25 protein-coding genes are annotated in these 22,357 nt (G+C 59.9%); 14 read left to right on the top strand and 11 right to left on the bottom strand.

Going from position 1 to position 22,357, the window contains the following annotated elements:
- Positions 1-53 precede the first annotated feature (53 nt).
- The 3 genes from FIV35_RS08270 to FIV35_RS08260 all read left to right on the top strand — a co-directional run bounded on the left by FIV35_RS08270 (position 54) and on the right by FIV35_RS08260 (position 1,760).
- Positions 54-1,178 (top strand): GNAT family N-acetyltransferase, encoded by a 1,125-nt coding sequence (locus FIV35_RS08270; RefSeq protein WP_034139006.1) that lies wholly within the window; start codon positions 54-56, stop codon positions 1,176-1,178.
- A 77-nt stretch (positions 1,179-1,255) separates the two neighbouring features.
- Positions 1,256-1,534: a BrnT family toxin gene (locus FIV35_RS08265; RefSeq protein WP_034138911.1), complete on the top strand. Its 279-nt coding sequence runs from the start codon at positions 1,256-1,258 to the stop codon at positions 1,532-1,534.
- The gene (locus FIV35_RS08260) at positions 1,512-1,760 is read left to right on the top strand and encodes a BrnA antitoxin family protein (RefSeq protein WP_034114783.1); all 249 of its coding nucleotides are present in this window, start codon (positions 1,512-1,514) and stop codon (positions 1,758-1,760) included. Before FIV35_RS08265 ends, FIV35_RS08260 begins: the two co-directional genes overlap by 23 nt.
- Positions 1,761-1,831: 71 nt before the next feature.
- Here the strand turns inward: FIV35_RS08260 and aqpZ are convergent, their stop codons facing one another.
- From aqpZ to FIV35_RS08235, 5 genes are all read right to left on the bottom strand, one after another.
- The gene (gene aqpZ, locus FIV35_RS08255) at positions 1,832-2,533 is read right to left on the bottom strand and encodes an aquaporin Z (protein ID WP_034138910.1); all 702 of its coding nucleotides are present in this window, start codon (positions 2,531-2,533) and stop codon (positions 1,832-1,834) included.
- A 147-nt stretch (positions 2,534-2,680) separates the two neighbouring features.
- Positions 2,681-4,513 (bottom strand): ABC transporter ATP-binding protein, encoded by a 1,833-nt coding sequence (locus tag FIV35_RS08250; RefSeq protein WP_034138909.1) that lies wholly within the window; start codon positions 4,511-4,513, stop codon positions 2,681-2,683.
- Positions 4,514-4,595: 82 nt separating this feature from the next.
- Positions 4,596-5,159, bottom strand: a complete 564-nt coding sequence (locus FIV35_RS08245) for a peptidylprolyl isomerase (protein ID WP_034138908.1) — start codon at positions 5,157-5,159, stop codon at positions 4,596-4,598.
- A gap of 3 nt (positions 5,160-5,162) precedes the next feature.
- Entirely contained in the window at positions 5,163-5,966 is an 804-nt protein-coding gene (locus FIV35_RS08240) for an alpha/beta fold hydrolase (protein ID WP_034138907.1), read from the bottom strand.
- A 14-nt stretch (positions 5,967-5,980) separates the two neighbouring features.
- Positions 5,981-6,904, bottom strand: coding sequence for a PA3225 family LysR-type transcriptional regulator (locus tag FIV35_RS08235; RefSeq protein ID WP_034138906.1), 924 nt, complete (start codon positions 6,902-6,904; stop codon positions 5,981-5,983).
- Positions 6,905-6,953: 49 nt separating this feature from the next.
- Here FIV35_RS08235 and FIV35_RS08230 point away from each other — a divergent pair, with 49 nt between their 5' ends.
- From FIV35_RS08230 to FIV35_RS08220, 3 genes are all read left to right on the top strand, one after another.
- Positions 6,954-7,268: a hypothetical protein gene (locus FIV35_RS08230; RefSeq protein WP_034099640.1), complete on the top strand. Its 315-nt coding sequence runs from the start codon at positions 6,954-6,956 to the stop codon at positions 7,266-7,268.
- Between the two features lie 151 nt (positions 7,269-7,419).
- Entirely contained in the window at positions 7,420-8,019 is a 600-nt protein-coding gene (locus FIV35_RS08225; RefSeq protein WP_034114781.1) for an FMN-dependent NADH-azoreductase, read from the top strand.
- Positions 8,020-8,221: 202 nt separating this feature from the next.
- Positions 8,222-9,091 (top strand): carboxylate/amino acid/amine transporter, encoded by an 870-nt coding sequence (locus FIV35_RS08220; protein ID WP_034099636.1) that lies wholly within the window; start codon positions 8,222-8,224, stop codon positions 9,089-9,091.
- Here FIV35_RS08220 and FIV35_RS08215 read toward each other — a convergent pair.
- The gene (locus FIV35_RS08215; protein WP_034099634.1) at positions 9,088-10,386 is read right to left on the bottom strand and encodes a mechanosensitive ion channel family protein; all 1,299 of its coding nucleotides are present in this window, start codon (positions 10,384-10,386) and stop codon (positions 9,088-9,090) included. The genes FIV35_RS08220 and FIV35_RS08215 overlap by 4 nt on opposite strands.
- Positions 10,387-10,579: 193 nt before the next feature.
- Here FIV35_RS08215 and FIV35_RS08210 point away from each other — a divergent pair, with 193 nt between their 5' ends.
- Positions 10,580-11,926, top strand: a complete 1,347-nt coding sequence (locus FIV35_RS08210) for a DEAD/DEAH box helicase (protein ID WP_016979359.1) — start codon at positions 10,580-10,582, stop codon at positions 11,924-11,926.
- A 49-nt stretch (positions 11,927-11,975) separates the two neighbouring features.
- Here FIV35_RS08210 and FIV35_RS08205 read toward each other — a convergent pair whose 3' ends face one another.
- The gene (locus FIV35_RS08205; RefSeq protein ID WP_034099632.1) at positions 11,976-12,251 is read right to left on the bottom strand and encodes a hypothetical protein; all 276 of its coding nucleotides are present in this window, start codon (positions 12,249-12,251) and stop codon (positions 11,976-11,978) included.
- Between the two features lie 155 nt (positions 12,252-12,406).
- Here FIV35_RS08205 and FIV35_RS08200 point away from each other — a divergent pair, with 155 nt between their 5' ends.
- A complete protein-coding gene (locus tag FIV35_RS08200; RefSeq protein WP_034114778.1) occupies positions 12,407-12,808 on the top strand; it encodes a hypothetical protein in 402 nt (133 codons plus the stop codon).
- 33 nt (positions 12,809-12,841) lie between these two features.
- Here the strand turns inward: FIV35_RS08200 and FIV35_RS08195 are convergent, their stop codons facing one another.
- From FIV35_RS08195 to FIV35_RS08185, 3 genes are all read right to left on the bottom strand, one after another.
- A complete protein-coding gene (locus FIV35_RS08195; protein WP_034099628.1) occupies positions 12,842-13,708 on the bottom strand; it encodes a DUF6279 family lipoprotein in 867 nt (288 codons plus the stop codon).
- A gap of 66 nt (positions 13,709-13,774) precedes the next feature.
- Entirely contained in the window at positions 13,775-14,497 is a 723-nt protein-coding gene (locus FIV35_RS08190) for a TorF family putative porin (protein ID WP_034138905.1), read from the bottom strand.
- A gap of 206 nt (positions 14,498-14,703) precedes the next feature.
- On the bottom strand, positions 14,704-14,883 hold the full coding sequence (locus tag FIV35_RS08185; protein WP_003193095.1) for a hypothetical protein: 180 nt from the start codon (positions 14,881-14,883) through the stop codon (positions 14,704-14,706).
- 322 nt (positions 14,884-15,205) lie between these two features.
- On the opposite strand from FIV35_RS08185, the gene FIV35_RS08180 reads away from it, so the two are divergent.
- From FIV35_RS08180 to FIV35_RS08170, 3 genes are all read left to right on the top strand, one after another.
- On the top strand, positions 15,206-16,042 hold the full coding sequence (locus FIV35_RS08180) for a CvfB family protein (protein WP_034099624.1): 837 nt from the start codon (positions 15,206-15,208) through the stop codon (positions 16,040-16,042).
- 52 nt (positions 16,043-16,094) lie between these two features.
- Positions 16,095-16,493 (top strand): DUF2177 family protein, encoded by a 399-nt coding sequence (locus FIV35_RS08175; RefSeq protein ID WP_034138904.1) that lies wholly within the window; start codon positions 16,095-16,097, stop codon positions 16,491-16,493.
- 195 nt (positions 16,494-16,688) lie between these two features.
- Entirely contained in the window at positions 16,689-18,131 is a 1,443-nt protein-coding gene (locus FIV35_RS08170; protein ID WP_034138903.1) for an NCS1 family nucleobase:cation symporter-1, read from the top strand.
- Here FIV35_RS08170 and FIV35_RS08165 read toward each other — a convergent pair.
- Positions 18,043-19,248: an MFS transporter gene (locus FIV35_RS08165; RefSeq protein WP_034138902.1), complete on the bottom strand. Its 1,206-nt coding sequence runs from the start codon at positions 19,246-19,248 to the stop codon at positions 18,043-18,045. The genes FIV35_RS08170 and FIV35_RS08165 overlap by 89 nt on opposite strands.
- Positions 19,249-19,352: 104 nt before the next feature.
- Here FIV35_RS08165 and ptrR point away from each other — a divergent pair, with 104 nt between their 5' ends.
- From ptrR to FIV35_RS08155, 3 genes are all read left to right on the top strand, one after another.
- Entirely contained in the window at positions 19,353-20,246 is an 894-nt protein-coding gene (gene ptrR / locus FIV35_RS08160; RefSeq protein ID WP_034099619.1) for a putrescine utilization regulator PtrR, read from the top strand.
- Positions 20,247-20,405: 159 nt separating this feature from the next.
- Positions 20,406-20,528 (top strand): PA1414 family protein, encoded by a 123-nt coding sequence (locus tag FIV35_RS30090; protein WP_003193089.1) that lies wholly within the window; start codon positions 20,406-20,408, stop codon positions 20,526-20,528.
- Positions 20,529-20,748: 220 nt separating this feature from the next.
- Positions 20,749-22,320 (top strand): Rossmann-fold NAD(P)-binding domain-containing protein, encoded by a 1,572-nt coding sequence (locus tag FIV35_RS08155; protein ID WP_034138901.1) that lies wholly within the window; start codon positions 20,749-20,751, stop codon positions 22,318-22,320.
- Positions 22,321-22,357 lie beyond the last annotated feature (37 nt).

The following is a 22,357-nucleotide window of genomic DNA, read 5'->3' as shown; positions in this document are numbered from 1 at the left end:
GGCGATAAGCGATACTCGCGAAGCTTTCACGCCATGATGTAGTGAGGATGCCGATGCCGTTGCAACGCCTGGACAGCCTGTCCGAAATCGCCCCGCAGACATGGGATGCGCTGCTGCCGAGCGCCCAGCCCTTTGTGCGACATGCCTTCCTCAGCGCTTTGGAGGACAGTGCCAGCCTGGGCCCACAGTCAGGCTGGCAAGCGGAGCATTTGCTGCACTGGGAAGGCGATCGACTGGTGGCGGCACTGCCCGGTTATCGCAAATGGCATTCCTATGGCGAGTACGTGTTCGATCACGGCTGGGCCGATGCCTGTGAGCGCGCCGGTATCGATTACTACCCCAAACTGCTGGTAGGCGTGCCGTTCAGCCCGGTAAGCGGCCCGCGTTTGCTGGCCGCCAGCGTCGAGGATGGTTTCGAGCTGCTCAACAGCCTGCCCGGTTACCTGGAAATCGAAGGGCTTTCCAGCGCGCATATCAACTTTACCGACGGGTTGGCTGATGAGGCCTTGGCCGGCCAACCGGGCTGGTTGCAGCGCCTGGGTTGTCAATTCCACTGGCAGAACCGCGGCTACCGCGACTTTCAGGATTTCCTCGACGCCCTGAGCTCGCGCAAACGCAAGCAGATGCGTAAGGAACGCGAGCAAGTGGCGGGGCAGGGCATCGAGTTCGAATGGCTGCAAGGCCACGAACTGAGCGAGGCGCAGTGGGATTTTGTCTACGCCTGTTACGCCAACACCTATGCAGTCCGGCGCCAGGCGCCGTACCTGACCCGCGCCTTTTTCAGCCTGCTGGCCGAACGTATGCCCGAGGCAATCCGCGTGGTATTGGCCAAGCAGGGCACACGCCCGGTGGCCATGGCTTTCAGCCTGATCGGCGGCGACAGCTTCTACGGCCGCTATTGGGGCTGCCTGGCGGAATTCGACCGCCTGCATTTCGAAACCTGTTTCTACCAGGGCATGGACTACGCCATCGCTCACGGCCTTCGACGTTTCGACGCCGGCGCCCAGGGTGAGCACAAACTGATCCGTGGGTTCGAGCCGGTGATCACGCGGTCATGGCACTACCTGCGGCATCCGGGCTTGAAAAAGGCGGTAGAGGATTTTCTCGAGCGCGAACGGGTAGGCGTTTTGGCCTATGCCGAAGAGGCGAGGGCGGCGCTGCCGTATCGGCAGGCGTAGGCCGTTCGTCCGCGTCGCGGCAAACGAACTGTAAAATTGGCTACTTTGTATGTACAAAAGTACATACAGGCATTGCCATGCGTTTTGAATGGGATGAATCAAAAAACAAGGTCAATATTTCCAAGCACGGAATCGATTTCAATGACGTACCCGATATTTTTCGCCATCCGATGCTGGCCTTGCGCGATGATCGAGCGGATTATGGGGAAGAGCGTTGGATCTGTATTGGCTGGATAAAACGGTTAATGGGTGTAGTCGTATACACCGAGCGGTGTGGTGATGTGATTCGTATCATCTCCGCCCGAAAGGCAACTAAGAAGGAGGCCAAATACTATGACGCAAACATCCAAAACTGATTGGGAGCGCCTGGCCAAGATGAAAGATAAAGAAATCGATACCAGCGACATCCCTGAGTTGGACGCCGAATTTTTCCGACGTGCGGAGTTACGTGTGCCTGTAAAACAGGCGGTGACTATTCGGCTGGATGCTGACGTTCTTGAGTGGTTCAAAGGTCAGGGTACGGGCTACCAGACACGGATCAACCAATTGTTGCGTCAATACATGCAGGCCCATCAGGGTTAAGTCAGCCTCTGTTGAATGCAGCCCTGCCCTGTATCGGCAGGGCTGCACCGGCCCATCGTGGTATTGGGGCGTCAGGCTGGAGGCTCCTTACCCAACCATCCGTAAATAAAACCGCCGATCGCCGCACCCAGCAACGGCGCCAGCCAGAACAACCACAACTGCTGGATCGCCCACCCACCCACGATCAGCGCCGGGCCTGTACTGCGCGCCGGGTTGACCGAGGTGTTGGTCACGGGAATGGAGATCAGGTGGATCAGGGTCAACGCCAGGCCGATGGCGATGGGCGCCAGGCCCTTGGGGGCGCGTGGGTCGGTGGCGCCGAGGATGATCACCAGGAACATCGCCGTCATCACCAGTTCACTGACGAACCCCGCCGCCAGCGAATAGCCGCCGGGTGAGTGCTCGCCATACCCGTTGGCAGCCAGCCCCGACGCCAATTCGAAGCCGGGCTTGCCGCTGGCGATCATATACAACAATGCCGCCGCGACTACGCCGCCTATGACCTGGGCGATGATATAGACCGGTAACTCCTTGGCCGGAAACCTCCCGCCGACCACCAAGCCCACCGTCACGGCCGGGTTGAGGTGACAACCGCTGATATGGCCGATGGCGGCGGCCATGGTCAACACCGTCAGCCCGAACGCCAGGGACACCCCCAGCAACCCGATCCCAACCGCTGGGAACGCTGCGGCCAATACCGCGCTGCCGCACCCGCCCAACACCAGCCAAAACGTACCCAGCCCCTCTGTGACTGAACGCTTGAACAAAGACATGAAACCCGTCCTTGATAGATCGCTCTACCGAATCAGTAAATCAGTGATGCTCCCTGCAGATTTACTTCAGCGCCCGTCTGGGCACTGCACTGAATTACAGCATGGTCAGCGCAAAGTGCCAGGCGGACGGTGCAACCAGCGTTGTGTTCAGTCGATACCGACGAAGCCGCCGGTTTGATGCTGCCACAGCCGCGCATACAGCCCGCCATGGGCCAACAGTTCGGCGTGGCTGCCGCTCTCGGCGATCCGGCCTTTTTCCAGCACCACCAAGCGGTCCATGCGGGCGATGGTCGACAGGCGGTGGGCAATCGCGATCACCGTTTTGCCTTGCATCAGGGTTTCCAGGCTTTCCTGGATCGCCGCTTCTACTTCCGAGTCCAGCGCCGAGGTGGCCTCGTCCATGATCAGGATCGGTGCATCCTTGAGCAGCACCCGCGCAATGGCGATGCGCTGGCGTTGCCCACCGGAGAGTTTCACCCCGCGTTCGCCGACGTGAGCGTCCAACCCGGTGCGGCCTTCGGCGTCCGACAGCAGTGGGATGAATTCATCGGCGCGGGCTTTGTGGATCGCGCTCCAGAGTTCTTCATCGGTGGCGTCAGGCTTGCCGTAGAGCAGGTTGTCGCGGATCGAACGGTGCAGCAGCGAGGTGTCCTGGGTGATCATGCCGATCTGCTCGCGCAAGGTTTCCTGGGCCACCTCGGCGATGTTCTGGCCGTCGATCAGGATGCGCCCACCTTGCAGGTCGTACAGGCGCAGCAGCAGGTTGACCAAGGTCGATTTGCCCGCGCCGGACGGGCCGATCAGGCCGATTTTCTCCCCGGCCTTGATGGTCAGGTTCAGGCCGCCAATGATCCCGCTCTGTTTGCCGTAGTGAAAGTCCACCTGTTCGAAGCGCACTTCGCCATGGGGCACGCTCAGGCGCGGGGCGTTTTCACGGTCGACCACGGCCAGCGGTTGGGCGATGGTTTTCAGCCCGTCCTGCACCATGCCGATGTTTTCGAAAATACCGTTGACCACCCACATGATCCAGCCGGACATGTTGACGATGCGGATCACCAGGCCCGTGGCCAGGGCGATGGCGCCCACCGAGATCAGCGACTGCGTCCATAACCACAGGGCCAGGCCCGTGGTAGTGACGATCAACAGGCCGTTCATGGTGGTGATCGCGATGTCCATGCTGGTGACCACACGGCTGGCCAGCTGGGTTTTTTCGGTCTGCTCGATGATCGCTTCCTTGGCGTATTGCTGCTCGTACTGGGTGTGCGCGAACAGTTTCAAGGTGGTGATATTGGTATAGCCATCCACGATGCGCCCCATCAGTTTGGAGCGCGCCTCGGAGGAAATCACCGAGCGCTCTTTGACCCGCGGCACGAAATACCGCAGCGCCAGGCTGTAGCAGATGATCCACGTCACCAGTGGGATCATCAGGCGCCAGTCCGCTTCGGCAAACAGCACCAGAGAGCTGATGGCATAAATCGCGACGTGCCAGATCGCATCCACCGCCGCCACGGCGGAATCGCGCAGCGAGTTGCCGGTTTGCATGATGCGCTGGGCGATCCGCCCGGCGAAGTCGTTCTGGAAGAAATTCAGGCTCTGTTTGAGCACATAGCTGTGGTTCTGCCAGCGGATCAGGCTGGTCATGCCGGGGCTGATCGTTTGATGCACTAGCAGGTCATGCAGGGCGCCGAAGATCGGGCGCAGCAACAGGGCGACCACGGCCATCCAGATCAGCTCGCTGCTGTGCTCCTGGAAAAAATTCGCCGGCGGCGTGCCCTGGGCCAGGTCGATGATGCGGCTCAGGTAGCTGAACAGCGCGACTTCGATCAGCGCACCGATCAGGCCCACCACCAGCAGGGCGGCAAAATGCGGCCACACTTGGCGCAGGTAGTAGAGGTAGAAGGGTAGGACTTTGTCAGGTGGTGCGGCGCTGGGCGCGTCGCGGAAAATATCGATCAGTTGTTCGAAACGACGATAGAGCATTGGGGTTGACGCCCGCCGGGCGGGCTCTCCTTTCAGGTGCGCGCACAGCCTTGTGGGCTGTGCGCGGAGCATCCTGCAGACGTCAGTCGATGCGCTTGGCCGACTTGATCACGACAGGGTCGATCGGCACGTTTTGCATGCCTTGCTTGGTGGTGGTCTGGGAGTTGACGATGATGTCGACCACGTCCATGCCCTTGACCACTTTGGCGAATACCGCGTAACCGGCGTCACGGCCTGGGTCGAGGAACGCATTGTCCGCCACGTTGATGAAGAATTGGCTGGTGGCCGAATCCGGGTTGGAGGTGCGTGCCATCGACAGCGTGCCACGCACGTTGTGCAGGCCGTTGCTGGCTTCGTTCTTGATCGGCGGCTGGGTGTCTTTCTGCTTCATCTGTGGAGTGAACCCCCCGCCCTGAACCATGAAACCAGGAATCACGCGATGGAAAATGGTGTTGGTGTAAAAGCCTTTGTCTACGTAGGCCAGGAAGTTTTTGGTACTGATCGGCGCCTTGACCGGGTCCAGTTCGACTTCAATGTCACCATTGGTGGTGGAGATCAAAACGTGTGGCGCCTTGGCCGGCTGGGCCGCCATCAGGTTGGCAGCGAACAGAACGGAACCGGCAAAGAAGGCGATTTTTTTCAGCATGGGTCAGTGATCCTGAGCAGTGGTGTCGACGGTCTTTAGAAATTCGAGCAGGGTTGCGTTAAAGACCTCGGGTTGATCCAAGGGCGTGGCATGGCGGGAATCTTCGATGACCACCAGGCGCGCATCGGGCAGCAGTTTTACATAGATTTGTTTTTGCGCCACAGGGGTGTAGTCGTGGTCGGCGCTGATGACCAGGGTTGGACAGGCGATGCTGGACAGTCGTTCCTGCACGCCCCAGCCCACAATTGCGTCGAAGCTGGCGAGATAAGCACGTTTGTCGTTTTTTGCCCAGCGTTCGGCCATCTTGCGCCGCAGGTCGGCCTGCTGCGGTTTGGGAAACAGCCGGTTACCGAGAGCCTTGCCGATGGTGTTCAGGCTGAGCACCCGGGCCAGCGTCCAGCGTTTGGTCCATTGCCAATAGTCATTGGCGCTGCGCACCTTGACCTCAGGCGCGCTGTTGACGATGCACAGGCTGCGGACGCTGCCGGGCTCGTCCACCGCCAACTGAAACGCAATCATGCCACCCATCGACAACCCCACCACATGGGCCGGCGGCAGGTCGAGGTGTTCTATCAGTGCGCTCAGATCGGCGCTGAAGCCAGGGATGCTGTAGCGTTCGCGGGGTTTGTCGGAGCGCCCATGGCCGCGTACATCTACCACGATCAGGCGGTAGTGCCGGGACAGCACCGGCAGCTGCAGCTCCCAGTCCTGGCTGCTGGAGCCCAGGCCATGAATCAAGATCAGTGGGGTGCCGTGGCCGTATTCCTCGTAGTGCAGGCTGCAGTCGTCATGGTCGAACCAGGGCATGCATGAACTCCGTTTCAGGCTTGTCGAGGGGCGGCGAAAGGGGCGTCCAACGGGGCGGTGTCGAAAGTGCGCAGCAATTCCACGAGGATCTGCGTGGCCGGCCCCAAGGGTTTGTCCTTGTTCGAATACAGGTAGAACGTGGGATGGCGGCTGCCGCCCTGTTCCAAAGGTAGCTGCTTGAGCACGCCCTCGGCGAGTTCGCGTTCGATCATGTGCCGTGGCAACCAGGCAAAGCCCAAGCCGCTGCCCACAAAGGACGCTGCCGTGGCCAGGCTGCCGACGGTCCAGCGCTGTTCGGCGCCGAGCCAGCCCACATCCCGCGGCTGCTGGCGGCCGGAGTCGCGGATCACCACTTGCATCTGGCTTTCCAGGTCCTGGAAGCTCAACGCGCGATTCATGCGGTGCAGGGTGTGCTCGGGGTGGGCCACGGCGACAAATTCCACATTGCTCATCTCGGTGCCCAGGTAGCCGGGGATACTGAAACCGCAAATCGCCAGGTCGGCCACGCCTTCGATCAGCAGCTCTTCGACGCCGGACAGCACTTCCTCACGCAAGCGCACGCGACAACCGCGGCTTTGCGGCATAAACGCACTCAAGGCGCGCACCAGGCGAGCGTTGGGGTAGGCGGCATCCACCACCAGGCGCACTTCGGCTTCCCAGCCTTGCTCCATATGGTGGGCGAGGTCTTCCAACTGGCTGGCGTTTTTCACCAGTTGCCGCGAACGGCGCAATAGCACTTCACCGGCGTCGGTGAGTACAGCCTTGCGCCCGTCGATGCGCAGCAGCGGCACGCCGAGTTGGTCCTGCATGCGGGCTACGGTGTAGCTCACCGAAGACTGCGAACGGTGCAGCGCTTCGGCCGCCTGGGCGAAGCCGCCATGGTCGACCACGGCTTGCAGCGTGCGCCATTGATCGAGGGTAACGCGGGGCGCTTTCAAGATGGGTTCCTCTTGTCCTAAGCTGGCGGTCCTTATTGGAGACTGCCGAATGAGAAAATTCTGTTGTGTGCTGCTGGCGCTGCTGCCGTTGAGCGCGTTCGCCTACCCTATCGATGTGAGCAAAAAGATCGACGGCGTGAGCGTGGACTACACTGCGACCGACGTGGATGCCGATATCAGTTCGATTCAACTGAATAACTACGGCACCAACGATGCCCAGTGCTCGGTAGTCTTCACCAACGGTCCGGAGTCGCCGCGTCGGCGTACCGTCTCGGTACCGGCCGGCAAGAGCACCAACACCACGGTCAAATTCAACCGCGCGATTATCAAGATGCGTATCGCCCTGACCTGCACCCCGAAATAACCCATCAGCGGAGCAGGCCAACAGGGATACTCCGCTTATCAACAAATTTCTAGATGGGTTATAGCAGTTTTTTGCGCTTTTTTATCGAATGAGCCCTGGTTAATCTTTTCTCCATCGACTTACAGCAGTTTCAGATGGAGCCTACATAGCCATGTCCAACGTTCTGATCATCGAAAGCAGTGCACGCCAGCAGGATTCCATTTCCCGCCAACTCACTCAGCAGTTCATCAGCCAATGGCAGGCCGCCCACCCGGCGGACCGGATCACCGTGCGCGACGTGGCCCTCAACCCGGTTCCGCATTTGGACGCCAACCTGCTCGGCGGCTGGATGAAACCGTCGGAACAGCGCAACGACGACGAACAGATCTCTCTGGACCGCTCCAACGAATTGACCGATGAGCTGTTGGCCGCCGACGTGCTGGTACTGGCCGCGCCGATGTACAACTTTGCCATCCCCAGCACCTTGAAAGCCTGGCTGGATCACGTATTGCGCGCTGGGGTCACGTTCAAATACACCCCCACCGGGCCCCAGGGCCTGCTGACCGGCAAGCGCGCCATTGTGCTCACCGCGCGCGGCGGCATTCATACCGGCGCCAGCTCTGATCATCAGGAACCGTATCTGCGGCAGGTCATGGGCTTTATCGGGATTCATGAGGTCGCTTTTATTCATGCCGAAGGGGTGAACCTGAGCGGCGACTTCCAGGAAAAAGGCATCAATCACGCCAAAGCCCAGTTGGCCCAGGTGGTGTGAAGCTTTAATCGCCAGATAATCCCGCGGTGTTTATATCGCTGCACGCCAACCCTTCAAGTACGCGTAACGAACCTCCCTTTGCACTTGTGCTCCTGAGTGCTCCTGCCCGACTGACGCTTTAGCGAGGTCGGGTTTTTTTTGCCCCGAGTTTCGTCCTGCGACGAAAAGCTTTAATGTCCCGCCCATTCGAAACGAGGCGCGCATGGGCTATCTACTGGTTGTCACCCTGATTCAGGCATTTTCCTTCAGCTTGATCGGCGAATACCTCGCCGGTCACGTCGACAGCTACTTCGCGGTGCTGGTGCGCGTGGTGCTGGCCGGGCTGGTGTTTATCCCGCTGACGCGCTGGCGTTCGGTGGAGCCGGCGTTCATGCGCGGCATGCTGGTGATCGGCGCGCTGCAGTTCGGCGTGACCTACGTGTGCCTGTACCTGAGCTTTCGCGTGCTTACCGTGCCGGAGGTGCTGCTGTTCACCATCCTCACGCCACTGCATGTGACCCTGATCGAAGATGCTCTCAACCGCCGCTTCAATCCCTGGGCATTGCTGGCTGCCCTGGTGGCGGTGGCGGGTGCGGCAGTGATTCGCTTCGACCAGGTCACCCCGCACTTCCTGATGGGCTTTTTGCTGCTGCAATTGGCCAACTTCACCTATGCCGCCGGGCAGGTCATGTACAAGCACCTGGTGGCGCGCTACCCGAGCGACCTGCCGCACTACCGACGCTTCGGCTATTTCTACCTTGGCGCATTGCTGGTGGTGTTGCCGGCGTTCCTGTTGTTCGGCAAAGCTGATTTTCTGCCGCAAGCGCCGCTGCAATGGGGTGTGCTGGTGTTCCTCGGCCTGGTCAGCACGGCATTGGGCCTGTACTGGTGGAACAAGGGCGCATGCCTGGTCAACGGCGGCACCCTGGCGGTGATGAATAACTTGCACGTACCGGTTGGGTTGTTGCTCAACCTGTTGATCTGGAACCAGCACGAGCCGCTGGGTCGGTTGGCCTTGGGCGGGCTGGTGATTGTGGGGGCGGTTTGGATCAGTCGGTTGGGCGTCAAGGCGCCCAACCGCTCGCTGGCTTAAACCGCCGGGTAATCCGGGGCCGCTAAATGACTGGCGCCCGCCACCGCCGGTAGCATCCCCGCCCGCAGATCGTTGCCACTGGGTTGCTGGTACAGGCTCAGGCCGAACTCCGGCAACACCGCCAGCAGATAATCGAAGATATCGCCCTGGATTCGTTCGTAATCGGCCCACGCCGTGGTGCGGGTAAAGCAGTAGATTTCCAGCGGCACGCCTTGGGCGGTGGTCTGCATCTGGCGGACCATGCAGGTCATGTTCGGCTGGATGTCCGGGTGGCTTTTCAGGTAGGCCAGCGCGTAGGCGCGGAAGGTGCCGAGGTTGGTCATGCGCCGGCGGTTGGCCGACAACTGCGCGCTGTGACCCTGGGCTTGGTTCCAGGCCCTGAGTTCGGCTTGCTTGCGGCTGATGTAGTCGGTGAGCAGGTGCACCTGGGTCATGCGCACTTCTTCGTCGTCACGCAGGAAGCGCACGCCGCTGGCATCGATGAACAGACTGCGCTTGATACGCCGCCCGCCCGAGGCTTGCATGCCGCGCCAGTTTTTGAACGATTCGGACATCAAGCGCCAGGTGGGGATGGAAACGATGGTTTTATCGAAGTTCTGCACTTTCACCGTGTGCAAGGTGATGTCCACCACATCGCCGTCGGCGCCGACCTGAGGCATTTCGATCCAGTCGCCGACCCGCAGCATGTCGTTGCTGGTCAACTGCACGCTGGCGACGAACGACAGCAGCGTGTCCTTGTAGACCAACAGGATCACCGCCGACATTGCACCCAGACCTGACAACAGCAACAGCGGCGACCGGTCGATCAGGGTGGCAACGATGATGATCGCGCCGAACACAAACAGCACCATCTTGGCCAATTGCACATAGCCCTTGATCGAACGGGTGCGTGCGTGTTCGGTGCGGGCGTAGATGTCCAGCAGGGCGTTGAGCAGGGCGCTTATGGCCAGCACCAGGAACAGGATGGTGAACGCCAGGGCCACGTTGCCGATGAACAACGTGGCGGTCTTGCTCAGGTCGGGCACCAGGTACAGGCCGAACTGAATCACCAGAGACGGTGTCATCTGCGCCAGACGATGGAAAACCTTGTTATGCCGCAGGTCGTTGAGCCAGTGCAGGGCCGGTTGGCGCCCGAGCAGTTTGACTGCGTGCAGGATCAGGTAGCGCGCCACCCGACCCAACACCAGGGCCACCACCAGCAATACCAGCAAGCCCAGGCCCGCATGCAGCATGGGATGTTGGTCGAGTGCGTCCCAAAGGTCTTGGACGTTGCGCCAGAGCTGTTTGATATCCATGAATAAAGCAATTCCTCGGTAAGACAAGTCGGGGGCGATTAGAGCACCTGAGTGCGCCAAAGTTGACGTCGCCGACACAATCAAGCACAAAAAAACGCCTGATTGGGCACGTTCGCGTAAAGAAACTCGGTTTGGACGCCCGAAACCGTTACCCTATGCAGCTGATATTTTGCATTTCTTCGAGGTAGCACCCGTGTTTTCCCAATTCGCCCTGCACGAACGCCTGCTCAAAGCCGTGGCCGAGCTTAAATTTGTCGAGCCTACGCCTGTGCAAGCCGCGGCCATCCCGCTCGCGCTCGAAGGGCGTGACCTGCGGGTGACAGCGCAAACCGGTAGCGGCAAGACCGCCGCTTTCGTCCTGCCGGTTCTGAATCGTTTGATTGGCCCGGCCAAGGTCCGCGTCAGCATCAAGACCCTGATCCTGCTGCCGACCCGCGAGCTGGCCCAGCAGACCCTGAAGGAAGTCGAACGCTTCTCGCAGTTCACCTTCATCAAGTCCGGCATCATCACCGGCGGCGAAGACTTCAAGGTGCAGGCCGCCATGCTGCGCAAGGTGCCGGACATTCTGATCGGCACGCCAGGGCGCATGATCGAACAACTCAACGCCGGCAACCTGGACCTCAAGGAAGTCGAAGTGCTGGTGCTCGACGAAGCCGATCGCATGCTCGACATGGGCTTTGCCGACGACGTGCAGCGCCTGGTGGGCGAGTGCGTCAACCGTCAGCAGACCATGTTGTTCTCCGCCACCACCGGCGGTTCGACCCTGCGCGACATGGTCGCCAAGGTGCTGAACAACCCGGAACACCTGCAGGTCAACAACGTCAGCGACCTCAACGCCACCACGCGTCAGCAGATCGTCACCGCCGACCACAATGTGCACAAAGAACAGATCCTCAACTGGCTGCTGGCCAACGAGACCTATCAGAAAGCCATTGTGTTCACCAACACCCGCGCCGCCGCCGACCGCATCTACGGCCGCCTGGTGGCCCAGGAATACAAGGCGTTCGTGCTGCACGGCGAGAAAGACCAGAAAGATCGCAAGCTCGCCATCGACCGCCTCAAGGCCGGCGGTGTGAAGATCCTGGTGGCCACCGACGTGGCCGCCCGTGGCCTGGATGTGGACGGCCTCGACCTGGTGATCAACTTCGACATGCCGCGCAGCGGCGACGAATACGTGCACCGTATCGGCCGCACCGGGCGGGCCGGTAACGATGGCCTGGCCATCTCGCTGATCTGCCACGGCGACTGGAACCTGATGTCGAGTATCGAACGCTACCTCAAGCAGTCGTTCGAGCGCCGCACCATCAAGGAAGTCAAAGGCACCTACACCGGGCCGAAGAAGGTCAAGGCGTCGGGCAAGGCCGTCGGCGTGAAGAAGAAAAAGACCGACGCCAAGGGCGACAAGAAGAAAACCGGCGCCAAGTCGCCGACCAAACGCAAGATCGCCAACCGCCCGAAGACCGACAACCTGTCGTTGGTAAGCAAGGACGGCATGGCCCCGCTCAAGCGCCGCAAACCCGAAGCGCCAGCTGCTGAATAAGCCTGGGGCGATATAAAAAAACCGGACGATGTCCGGTTTTTTTATGGGCTCAGTTTTCGGCCTTGGCGGCGGCCTCTTTCAGTTCTTTGAGGCGCGCGTCGATCAACTGGCATTTGTCGGGGAACTCCGCGCTCTCGGTGTCCAGGTCCATTTTCTGCAGTTCGTCGTTCATCTCCTTGGCCTTGGCTGGGTTCTGTTCGGTGAGCCGGGTCACTTGCTTGGCCAGCTCCTCGCGCTTGGCGGTGGCTTCTTCCGGCGTACAGGCCCAGGTCGGCAGGGCGGTGAGCAGAGCGGCGGCGACGGTCAGATTCATCAGGGTTTTCATGGGGCGACCTCCTTGGCGTTGGTACGCAGTTGAGGGGGCGAACGTCTGGAAAGTTCAGAGAAATGACGCCCGTCCATTCGGCTGAACGGCTGCCGACGTGACAGGTCACACCTGCTGACGGGCCACTTTTGCTCACGCCCGCAGGAGGAATCAGGATGACGACTTACAACTGGGATTTGATCGAACGTTTGCTGCACGAAGTGCAGAACGGCGAGGGCAGCTTCGCCCCACGCAAATATGCGGAGCAGGAAGCCGCCGACAAGGCCACGGCTGGTGAGTCCATTGGCAACCTTGATGCGCTGAAAAAGACCGCTGCCGACTATGAAGCGCTGCTGTTCAAGCGCGGCTTTATCGAATCGCGCCCGGAAGAACAGGGCGGTAACGGCGAGAATTTCATTTTGACCCCACGGGGAGCGAGCCTGCTGTCCCTGATTGACAGCTCCATTCCTGGCAACGCTCATCCGCGTCAGGTCATGGACGAGCAGGAAGACGCATTGGACCCTGAAACCTTTGATCGCGTGGCTTCCGAAGCGGCGATTGCAGGCGGGGCGATCTAGGATCGTTGTCGAGTTGCGATGGCAGCCCGCATTTCAACGGGCAGCGGCCTTGAGGCACTTGAGTGCCTTGAAGTCGCTGCGCACGCCGTCGATTTTCTGGGTGAGTTTTAACCGCTGTTGCGGCGTGCTATCGGCCATCAAGTCGACTATCAGGCTTCGCGCTTGCGCTTCAGTCTGGGCGTAGGCGGCGCGGTACTGCGGGGTCCATAGGCTTTCACGGTCCACCAGCAGTTGCTGCATCTTTTGTGGGAAATCGGCACTGCGGCGTTGCTGGACCGCGTCGATAAACTGCGCCTGCCAATGGGCGCGGTTGCCGATCCACTGCTCATTCTGCTCACCCAACGCGACCGACCAGGCCAGGACGCGGGCTTGCTGGCTGGGGCTGAGCGGGCCCATCCAGCTGTCCAGGCGCTTGCGCATGCGTTCGGCGCGCTCCTTGATCTGCTGTTGCAGCGGGGGCTTGAGGTATTCGTCCTGACGCTTGCGCAGGTCTTTGGCCAGCGCGGCGTTCATGTCCTCGACCTGCTCATCGTCCAGCCCTTGCAGCAGCTCGATGGCCGACGGAGTGATTTCTCGTGCTACCTCGGCAATCGCCTGTTTGGCCTCGACGGTGCGGGTTTGCAGCGCGGCGTCCGTGACTTGATTGGCGTCGACCATCTGTTGCAGGCGGTCCAGCCAGTCCAGGTAACCCGGCAGTTGCGTGGTGCAATGCCAGGCCAGGTGTTCTTTGAGTGTGTCGTTGAACCAGCTCTTCTGCCCGGCGTTCATGTCCAGGTAGTCATTGAGAGTCCAGGGGATGATCACGTCCAGATTGCGATAGGCCAGGCCCACGCGATTGCAGCCGGCGAGCACCAGGCTCAGGGTCAGTACTACCACCAATAGTTTGAGCCGACGCAGCATGAGCGGATCCTTGCACAGAGGGGACTTGTGCATGTGAACCCTGGCCGGGTCCGACAGTTCAGCCCATCAATAAAACGAGCGCACGGCCTTGAGAGTCAGCAGGCCATCGCATTGCGCGTTGTGCCCGGAGTAGGCGGAGCAATTGCCGCCGCTGAGGCTGGAATCGCTGTAGATCAGGTCCAGATCGATGCCTTTCCAGGCGCGGGAAAACTGCACCGACCAGTCGCTGAAACTGCTGATAGAGCCGCCATCCACCGAAACCGGCGAGCCCAGCTGATGGGTGGTGTACTTCATGCTTACCCCGATCCCGAACGGCTGTGTGCCGCTGAGGTCGGCAAAGAGGGTGCTGTCCTGGCGGTCCGGGTCGTTGCTGAAGGAAGCGCCGAAACGATTGCCGAGCAGGTTCAGACCTCCGTAGAACTCCTGGCTGTTGAGCGGGCTGAGAGTGGGGTAGCTGTAGTGGATCAAGCCAACTTCGTAGCCCAGGGTCTGATCGAAAGGGTGTTTGAAGCCCATATAGGAATCGATTTCGAGGTTGCTGGAGGAGGATAGCCCCATGTTCGGCGAGAACTGGCCGAAATACAGGCCGCTGTCGTGGCTCAGATCCAGGCCGCCATGGAACGAATCACTGCCCGGCGACGTCGGCTTGACCAGGCCCTGAGCCATGCTGCGGCTGGGGGTTGTACCCAGTTTCAGGTCGAAGTCGCCCAATTCGCGTTGGAAGATTTGCGCTTCGGCCAGAGGGCTGGCGACCAGGGCAGTGATCAGGAATATGCAGGGTTTAAACATGCTTCACTCCATGAAAAGCGAGGAGCAGTGACGGAAAAATCGGGCAGATGCCCGCGCTAGACGCGTGCAAGGATACCGGCGAATAGCGGTCGGTGAGGCCCGTTCGTCGATTAGGGTGCTATTGAATGCAATGGGAGGGTGGTACTGACGCTAGTCCTAGCGCCTTGAAGGCAAGGCGCTTAGGGACCAGGTGTGTTGCAGGAGTGTTACTTCTTGCCCAGGCTGATCTGCTTGGACGGGCCGAAAGTCTGGCCGCTTACGCCCTTGGCAATTTGCTGGATTTCGCCACCGGATTTAAGGAACGCAGCAATCTGGCTGTTGATCGATTCGCTGGTTTCAACGGCGGGAGCTGGCTTTGCTTTGCTGTTGGATGCTTTTACACGCATGGCGGCCACTAACCTGTAGAGAATTAACTTGGCCAGGCATCGTACATGAAATACTTGACAATTGCTTGGTAAATATCCCCTGAGAATAAAACGCCTGGTTGAAAATGGGCAAAGTTGGGCCGATGAATAACCCGCTAACTTACTGTTTTAACTGGAAAGCCCTGGAACGACTGGCCTGGCGCTCCGGGCAAAATTCATCGGGATGATCTGACGAGCGGGGCAGGGCCAGTAGAAAGCCACGCAACCCCTGGATTTTTCAGGCGTGCGCGCGTGGCGCGCACAACTCGGGTAGAATGCCGCCCACGTAACGAGGGGTTTGGAAATGGCTTTAGTCGGGCGCTACAACAGCTTGCAAGTGGTTAAACACACTAACTTTGGTTTGTACCTCGATGGTGCGCAAGACGGTGAAATCCTCTTGCCTAATCGGTATATCCCCAAAGATATTCCCAGTGAAGATGAAGACTGGCTTAACGTTTTTATTTATCTGGACAGCGATGACAAACTTATCGCTACAACTGAAAAGCCCAAAGTTCAAGTGGGCGAGTTCGCCAGTTTGAAAGTAGTGGAAGTCAACAGCATTGGTGTATTCCTCGATTGGGGGCTGCCCAAAGATCTGTTGCTGCCTTACTCGGAAGAAAAGCGTCAGTTGAGCGCCGGTGAGTATTGCGTGGTGCATGTCTATCTCGACAAGCACACTAAGCGCATCACCGCCACCGCGCGCCTCGACCGTTACCTGGACAAGACACCCGCCAACTACCAGGTGGGCCAGGAAGTCGATCTGCTGGTGGCCGAAGCCACCGATATGGGTTTCAAGGCGATCATCAACAACAAGCACTGGGGCTTGATCCACAAGAACGAAGTGTTCAAATTCCTGCGACCCGGCAAGGAAGAGAAAGGCTTTATCAAGGAGATCCGCGCCGACGGCAACATCAGCCTGAGCCTGCAACCGGTCGGTCAGGAAGCGGCCTCCAGCCTGAACTCGAAGATCCTCGCCAAGTTGCGCGAAAACAACGGCACCTTGCCGGTCAGCGATAAAAGCGACCCGGCGGTGATCAGCAACTTGTTCGGCGTGAGCAAAGGCAACTTCAAGAAAGCCATCGGCGCGCTCTACAAACAGGGCCAGATCGTGATTCATGCCGATCGCATTGAACTAAGCTGAGGGTGTTTTGCTCTTCTGTAGGCGCTGATCGGCGCCTACAGAGGCTGTTTCCATGACCAAGAAAACCCTGTTTGCTTACCTGGGCACGTTGCTCGCCTTTTTGATTCTGGACGGCCTCTGGCTCGGCGTCCTTATGGGCCCCACCTACAAATCCCTGCTGGGCCCTCTGATGCTCGATCAACCTCGGCTGTTGCCCGCGGTGCTCTTCTATCTCTTGTATGTGCTCGGCTGCGTGGTGTTCGTGGTGCTGCCCAGTGTCAGTTGGCAGCGCGCGGCGCGCTTGGGCGCGTTGTTGGGCCTGGTGGCGTATGGCACCTATGATCTGAGCAACTGGGCCACGTTGCAGGGTTGGTCCGCTCAACTGGCAGTGATGGACATGGCGTGGGGCACCTTCCTCACGGCGGCCTGCTGCACGGTGGGTTACGTGTGTGCACATCGGGTGCACCGATGATTGTGTACAGGATCAATCTGCACCGTTGCTGAGCGAAGTGCCGCTGACTAAGGTTCGCTGATCCTCTTGGAGTGCCGTACCACAGGGATTGTGTGCCATTGGCACGTATTCTGCTGATGATCTCGTATACAAACCATGCCGCCTCCCGTATGCACCCGCTACGGCAGCGCAGGCCGGTATGACGAGGAGCCAGCGATGACCGAACAATTGCCCAACGGCTACAGCCCACGCCTATACAACCAGGACCTTGGTCCACTCCCGCAAAAGTGGACCTGGTACAACATCTTTGCCTTCTGGATGAGTGACGTGCACAGCGTCGGCGGCTACGTGTTCGCCGCCAGCCTGTTCGCGCTGGGGCTGGCCAGTTGGCAGGTGTTGATCGCCTTGCTCGCCGGCATCTGCATCGTGCAATTGATCGCCAATCTGGTGGCCAAGCCCAGCCAGCAAGCGGCAGTGCCTTACCCGGTGATTTGCCGTCTGGCGTTCGGGGTGTTCGGTGCGAATATTCCCGCGGTGATTCGCGGCCTGATCGCCGTGGCGTGGTATGGCATTCAGACCTACTTGGCGTCGAGTGCCTTGATCATCGTGGTACTGCGCTTCTTCCCACAAATGGCGGTCTATGCCGAGCCGCATTTCGCGGGCCTCTCCTACCTGGGCTGGTTTGGTTTTCTCAGCCTATGGGTACTGCAAGCCGCCGTGTTCTGGGCCGGGATGGAGTCCATCCGCCGTTTTATCGATTGGGCGGGCCCGGTGGTGTACGCCGTGATGTTTATCTTGGCCGGCTGGATTGTGTGGAAGGCGGGTTGGGCGAATATCAGTTTCACCCTGGCGGAAAAATCCCTGTCGGGTTGGCAGGCGTTTGGCCAGGTGATCGTCGCCACGGCGTTGGTGGTGTCGTATTTTTCTGGGCCCACCCTGAATTTCGGCGATTTCAGCCGCTACTGCCGCAGCATGCAAGACGTGCGACGCGGTAATTTCTGGGGCCTGCCGGTGAATTTTCTGGCGTTTTCCCTGGTCACCGTGGTGATTGTTTCAGGCACCTTGCCGGTGTTTGGCGAGATGCTGCATGACCCCATAGCCACCGTCTCGCGGATCGATAACAGCATGGCTGTTCTGCTCGGTGCCTTTGCATTTGTAACCGCCACCATCGGCATCAATATTGTCGCCAACTTTGTATCTCCGGCGTTCGACTTCGCCAACGTCGCGCCGAGCAAAATCAGCTGGCGCGCCGGAGGCATGATCGCGGCGGTGGCCTCGATCTTCATCACCCCGTGGAACCTGTTCAATAACCCGCTGATGATCCACTACACCCTGGATATTCTCGCAGCATTCATCGGGCCGCTGTTCGGCATCCTGCTGGTGGACTTCTACCTGATCAAAAAACAACGGATCGATGTGGATGCGCTGTTCGATGACAGCCCGAACGGACGTTATTACTTCGACGGTGGTGTGAACTGGACAGCCGTCAAGGCGCTGGTGCCCGCGACGCTGGTGGGCGTTGCGATCACCTTCACCCCGGCATTGCAGGGCCTGGCCAACTTCGCCTGGTTCACTGGGTGTTTGCTGGGCGGCCTGTTCTTTCTGGTGCTGGCGCGACGCGAGCAGGGTCGCGTGCCGGTGCCGTTGGTTGCGAGCTGAGGACGATCCCGCCCGCCACTAACAGACCTGCACCGGCGATTACCAACGCTGGCTGCAAACCGCCGCTCACATGGCTGCTGATCGAGGCCAGCAACGGGCCGCTCAATTGCCCGATGGCGAAGCTGGCGGTGAGCAGCCCAGTGTTGCGCTGGTAGCCGTGGGGCGCGATCTCTCGCAGACGCGCCATCACCAGCTGCATGCAGGCTAGGAACGGCCCGCCGCACAGCAGCACGCCCAAGGCCAGGCCCCAGCCGTTGCCCAGCAGGCAGGCGAACACCCCGGCCGCTTGCAGCCATAAGGTCGTCATCAGCCAACGGCGGGTAGTGTGCGCATCCTTGCGGCGCAGGCTCGCGGCCACTACGCCGAGGGCCGATGCCAGGCCAAAGCAGGGCCAGAACAGATCGGCCTGCCAGGCGCCCTTCAATTGTGCGCTGGCCATTTGCGACAGAAAGGTCGCCGGGATGATGTAGCCCACGCCGTACAGCACGTAAACCCAGCACAGATGCGTGATGCTGCCATTGCGGCCAGCGCTGACTTCGGCCCCTGGCGCGGCGGTTGCGTTGACCGGCGGCAGGAACGGCAGAATCGCCAGCAGCATCACCAATGCCACGCCGCCATACACCCGCCACAGTGTTGCGCTACTTTGCCCCACTTGGTTGGCGACCAGTGCCAGCACCCCCGTCAGCAGAATCCCCAGCCCCGGTCCGGCAAATACCAGTGCCCCCAAGCGCGGCCGGCCGACTGCAAGCGCCAGGGGCTGGCTCAGGCTGGTGATCATCACCAACGCCCACGCGCTCGCCACTCCCGTGCCGAATCGGAGTAACAAATGCGCCCAAAAGCCATGGGCCCAAGATGAGGCCACGGTCAGCAGCACACACAGCCATAAGCCGCCGTACAGACGGCCGCGAATATGCTGATGGCTGCGGGCGAACATCGAATCCACTGCGCCGACGAAATAGCCCAGGTAGTTGGCGGCCGCGATCAGGCCCGCGTCAGTCAGGTCGATCTGGCCTTCATTCAGTAGGTGGGGCAGTTGCGGAGTGAGCGCGAAGCGGCCAATGCCCATAGCCATCATCAAGGCGATGAAGCTGGCGAGTAAGCGGATTAACGGCGACATGGTCAGGGGTTCCTGCAAGAAACGTATGACGGTCAGCCTAAGGTGCATTGACTTTCTGAAAAAATGAATAATAGTGAGCAACTTGTTCAGTTTTGGAGAAAGGTATGGAGTTCAGTCAATTGCGCATCTTCCAGGCGGTGGCCGAAGAGGGCTCCATCACTCGCGCGGCCGAGCGCCTGCACCGCGTGCCGTCGAACCTGTCGACACGCCTCAAGCAGATGGAGGAACAGCTCGGCGTCGAATTGTTCGTGCGCGAACGTCAACGCTTGCAGTTGTCCCCGGCAGGTAAGGTGCTGCTGGACTACAGCACGCGATTGCTGGCCTTGCATGACGAAGCCCACGGCGCGGTGCAAGGCGGCCAGCCGGCTGGGGATTTTGTGCTGGGCAGCATGTACAGCACCGCGGCGATTCACCTGCCGACCTTGCTGGCGCGTTATCACAAGGCTTATCCGCAGGTGAACTTGCAGGTGCAGTCGGCGCCCAGTGGCGAATTGCTTGAAGGCCTGATCACCGGGCGGCTCGACGCGGCCTTGGTGGACGGCCCGCTGACCATCGCCTCTCTGGATGGCATCCCGTTGTGCGAAGAGCGCTTGGTGCTGATCTGTGAAGCGGACCATGCGCCAGTGCGCGGGCCCCAGGACGTGGCTGGTCGCGCAGTGTTCACCTTTCGCCGCAGCTGCGCTTATCGCGCGCGTCTGGAAAGCTGGTTTGCCCAGGATCGTGTGGCCATGGGGCGCGCCATTGAGATTGAGTCGTATCAGGGCATGCTCGCCTGTGTGATTGCAGGTTCGGGAGTGGCGTTGATGTCCGAATCCATGCTTGCCAGCCTGCCGGGCAGGGACAGTGTGTCCGTTCATCCGCTGATAGGGCAATTTGCCACTGCGACCACCTGGTTGATGTGGCGAAAAGGTATGCTCGGCGCTAACCTCAACGCATGGATCGACCTGCAGCAAACAGGCAAGGCCGAGTTGCTGCCAGACACCCGCGCCATCGCTTGAGCGATCCGTCAGGATTCAGACCTATTCGGTAATAGTTCGTTGTGGTTTGCCGCAAGCAATACGTAGTACTTAGGGCTATTATCAGTAGGAAGCGGCGATATTTTATGTAGGGCAATTCAGCTTCCGCCGATCCGCACTACCCTCAAAGGGGGCACCACCATGAAAGAGAAAATTCAAAACTGGCTCCATGACCTCGGCGTCGCCCTGGGCTTGATCGAGCCACCGCTGCAGCCGGTGCCGATTCGCACGGATGACGAACAGCGTCGCCCACGTCGCCGGTGAGCCGCGATTGAGGGAACATTGAGGATTTCGCAACTGTAGTAGCAGGCTTGCTAGGGCAAGTCTGCCACCACAGGTGTCTTAGCATGCCCTGTGTCACACGTTCGTCTCTGAGCATCGGAATCGGACTACTTGTTTGTCAGATTCGGCTGGCTTAGTTAATCCGAAAAATCAGCGTAGAAAAAATCTCCAGCGCCTACATGAATCTGCTGGAGATAAGCCCATGACGCTCTCATGTGTCCCGCCCGTCGCCGCTTCACTGATCGCCACCCTCGACACGGTTTTACACATCGCCCCTGTCTCTAGACGCTGGAGGGCCGACGCCCCCGGCAACGTCGTGTTTCTTCCCCCCACCCTGACCAAGCAGACACTGCTGTTGCAGATCGCACTGTTGCGGCCGTCCGCGTTGATTATCGCGGACCAAGTCATCGATGCCGAAATCATTGAGCGGTGGCGCTCAGCCCACCCATTTGGCGATCTGTGTCTGATTCGTAGAGGCACGAGCCTGGATAAAGTACGACTGGACTTGTGCGAAGCGAACGATATTCGAGTAATCAATACCCCGGGCGTCAACGCGCCCCATGTGGCGGCGTATATGGTGCGTTGGCTGACGCTTGGCGAGGGGGCCTTGCCCTCTGAAGTGGGCGTAGTTGGCTACGGGAATGTGGGCAAGGCGCTTGTCAGATTGTTGCTTGAGCGTGACCCCCATGTGCGAATCAAGGTGCTGGGTGAGTATCAGTCCCAAGAGACCACCGACAGCAGAGTGACATTTGCGGTGGACCGGTTCGAAGCGCTGACGGGGGCCCATGCTGTCGCCCTATGCCCGACCCGGAATGACGAAACCACGCCCCGCATCGATGGGGCGTTGATTGAGTGTCTGCACCCACACGCCCGTCTGGTTTGCGTCGTCGAGCCAGACGTGTTCAGCGACGATGCGGTCCAGGCCCTGGCAGTGGCTGAACACCTTCAATTGGTGCTGGGCTGCGGGTCCGTCACATTGGGTGAGTTTCGCTCGCGCGCTCAACTGCTTGGCTGCAGTCTCGATACCTGGCGCAGGCCGGTGACCTTCACCATTCAAGCCACCTCCAGCGATGCCTGCCATGGCGACCTTGACCACGCCGTCTGCGTTCAGCAGAGCCTGATGGCCGTGCGCGGCCTGCTCAAGCGGACCCTTGCCAAATCCTTCACTATCCCGACCGTGCAAACTGATGCCGCCGCGCCATGTGTGTCGATCGTCGGCAGGGGGATCAATAGCCTGTTTCAAGCCGTGATGTTCCGCTTGGCCAACTATCAGGTCACGGTGTACGGAACCGAACGACACAGCGATGATGCCCGCCTTAAGCACGTCAATACGTGGCCTATGTCAACAACGCAGCCGACGGCGGAACCAGAGTTCGACCACCGCTTGCCCGTTGAGTGTCACCGCGCAGGGCTTGAGCTGTTCGAAAAGCTGCTGGCGGACAACCCTTCGTTGGCACGATTCGCACACGGGCAGGCGACCACTGCGTTGTGGAATGAACTTGAGGCGCTCTTGGGTGCCTCTGGGGTCCGGTTTCTGCCCCAGTCGTTGAGTCCGGCTCAAACTGCCGCACTGAGTAGGCGGCACTGCGTTGTGTCGGTCTTGGAGGGTGATGATCTCGAAGAGCTATCCATCGTGTACCGCTGCGCCCACAACCGCATCGTCGCCGGCGGAACCTATGCCGCGGGCACCACGCAGGGGTTGCTGTGGGCTTCTCTGGTGCAGGAAATCATCCAAGCCAAAGCGCCTATGGTTTTGGCCATGAACGCCCAATAAAAAAAGCGGGTGCGACCTCCGACGTCGCACCCGCTGA

Origin of the sequence: Pseudomonas rhodesiae (assembly GCF_007858255.1) — a bacterium.
Taxonomy (GTDB): Bacteria; Pseudomonadota; Gammaproteobacteria; order Pseudomonadales; family Pseudomonadaceae; genus Aquipseudomonas; species Aquipseudomonas rhodesiae.
The sequence above is the reverse complement of the archived record's forward strand: the minus strand, read 5'-3'. Positions and strand labels throughout refer to the sequence as shown.

Excerpts from the sequence above, each read along its gene's own strand:
- FIV35_RS30090 (WP_003193089.1), top strand. The coding sequence starts at position 20,406 with ATGAAAGAGAAAATTCAAAACTGGCTCCATGACCTCGGCGTCGCCCTG.
- FIV35_RS08165 (WP_034138902.1), bottom strand. The coding sequence starts at position 19,248 with ATGTCGCCGTTAATCCGCTTACTCGCCAGCTTCATCGCCTTGATGATG.
- FIV35_RS08220 (WP_034099636.1), top strand. The coding sequence starts at position 8,222 with ATGGGCTATCTACTGGTTGTCACCCTGATTCAGGCATTTTCCTTCAGC.
- FIV35_RS08230 (WP_034099640.1), top strand. The coding sequence starts at position 6,954 with ATGAGAAAATTCTGTTGTGTGCTGCTGGCGCTGCTGCCGTTGAGCGCG.
- FIV35_RS08215 (WP_034099634.1), bottom strand. The coding sequence starts at position 10,386 with ATGGATATCAAACAGCTCTGGCGCAACGTCCAAGACCTTTGGGACGCA.
- FIV35_RS08175 (WP_034138904.1), top strand. The coding sequence starts at position 16,095 with ATGACCAAGAAAACCCTGTTTGCTTACCTGGGCACGTTGCTCGCCTTT.
- FIV35_RS08185 (WP_003193095.1), bottom strand. The coding sequence starts at position 14,883 with ATGCGTGTAAAAGCATCCAACAGCAAAGCAAAGCCAGCTCCCGCCGTT.
- FIV35_RS08155 (WP_034138901.1), top strand. The coding sequence starts at position 20,749 with ATGACGCTCTCATGTGTCCCGCCCGTCGCCGCTTCACTGATCGCCACC.
- aqpZ (WP_034138910.1), bottom strand. The coding sequence starts at position 2,533 with ATGTCTTTGTTCAAGCGTTCAGTCACAGAGGGGCTGGGTACGTTTTGG.
- FIV35_RS08240 (WP_034138907.1), bottom strand. The coding sequence starts at position 5,966 with ATGCCCTGGTTCGACCATGACGACTGCAGCCTGCACTACGAGGAATAC.
- FIV35_RS08245 (WP_034138908.1), bottom strand. The coding sequence starts at position 5,159 with ATGCTGAAAAAAATCGCCTTCTTTGCCGGTTCCGTTCTGTTCGCTGCC.
- FIV35_RS08180 (WP_034099624.1), top strand. The coding sequence starts at position 15,206 with ATGGCTTTAGTCGGGCGCTACAACAGCTTGCAAGTGGTTAAACACACT.
- FIV35_RS08250 (WP_034138909.1), bottom strand. The coding sequence starts at position 4,513 with ATGCTCTATCGTCGTTTCGAACAACTGATCGATATTTTCCGCGACGCG.
- FIV35_RS08265 (WP_034138911.1), top strand. The coding sequence starts at position 1,256 with ATGCGTTTTGAATGGGATGAATCAAAAAACAAGGTCAATATTTCCAAG.
- FIV35_RS08260 (WP_034114783.1), top strand. The coding sequence starts at position 1,512 with ATGACGCAAACATCCAAAACTGATTGGGAGCGCCTGGCCAAGATGAAA.
- FIV35_RS08195 (WP_034099628.1), bottom strand. The coding sequence starts at position 13,708 with ATGCTGCGTCGGCTCAAACTATTGGTGGTAGTACTGACCCTGAGCCTG.
- FIV35_RS08205 (WP_034099632.1), bottom strand. The coding sequence starts at position 12,251 with ATGAAAACCCTGATGAATCTGACCGTCGCCGCCGCTCTGCTCACCGCC.
- ptrR (WP_034099619.1), top strand. The coding sequence starts at position 19,353 with ATGGAGTTCAGTCAATTGCGCATCTTCCAGGCGGTGGCCGAAGAGGGC.
- FIV35_RS08225 (WP_034114781.1), top strand. The coding sequence starts at position 7,420 with ATGTCCAACGTTCTGATCATCGAAAGCAGTGCACGCCAGCAGGATTCC.
- FIV35_RS08190 (WP_034138905.1), bottom strand. The coding sequence starts at position 14,497 with ATGTTTAAACCCTGCATATTCCTGATCACTGCCCTGGTCGCCAGCCCT.
- FIV35_RS08270 (WP_034139006.1), top strand. The coding sequence starts at position 54 with ATGCCGTTGCAACGCCTGGACAGCCTGTCCGAAATCGCCCCGCAGACA.
- FIV35_RS08170 (WP_034138903.1), top strand. The coding sequence starts at position 16,689 with ATGACCGAACAATTGCCCAACGGCTACAGCCCACGCCTATACAACCAG.
- FIV35_RS08200 (WP_034114778.1), top strand. The coding sequence starts at position 12,407 with ATGACGACTTACAACTGGGATTTGATCGAACGTTTGCTGCACGAAGTG.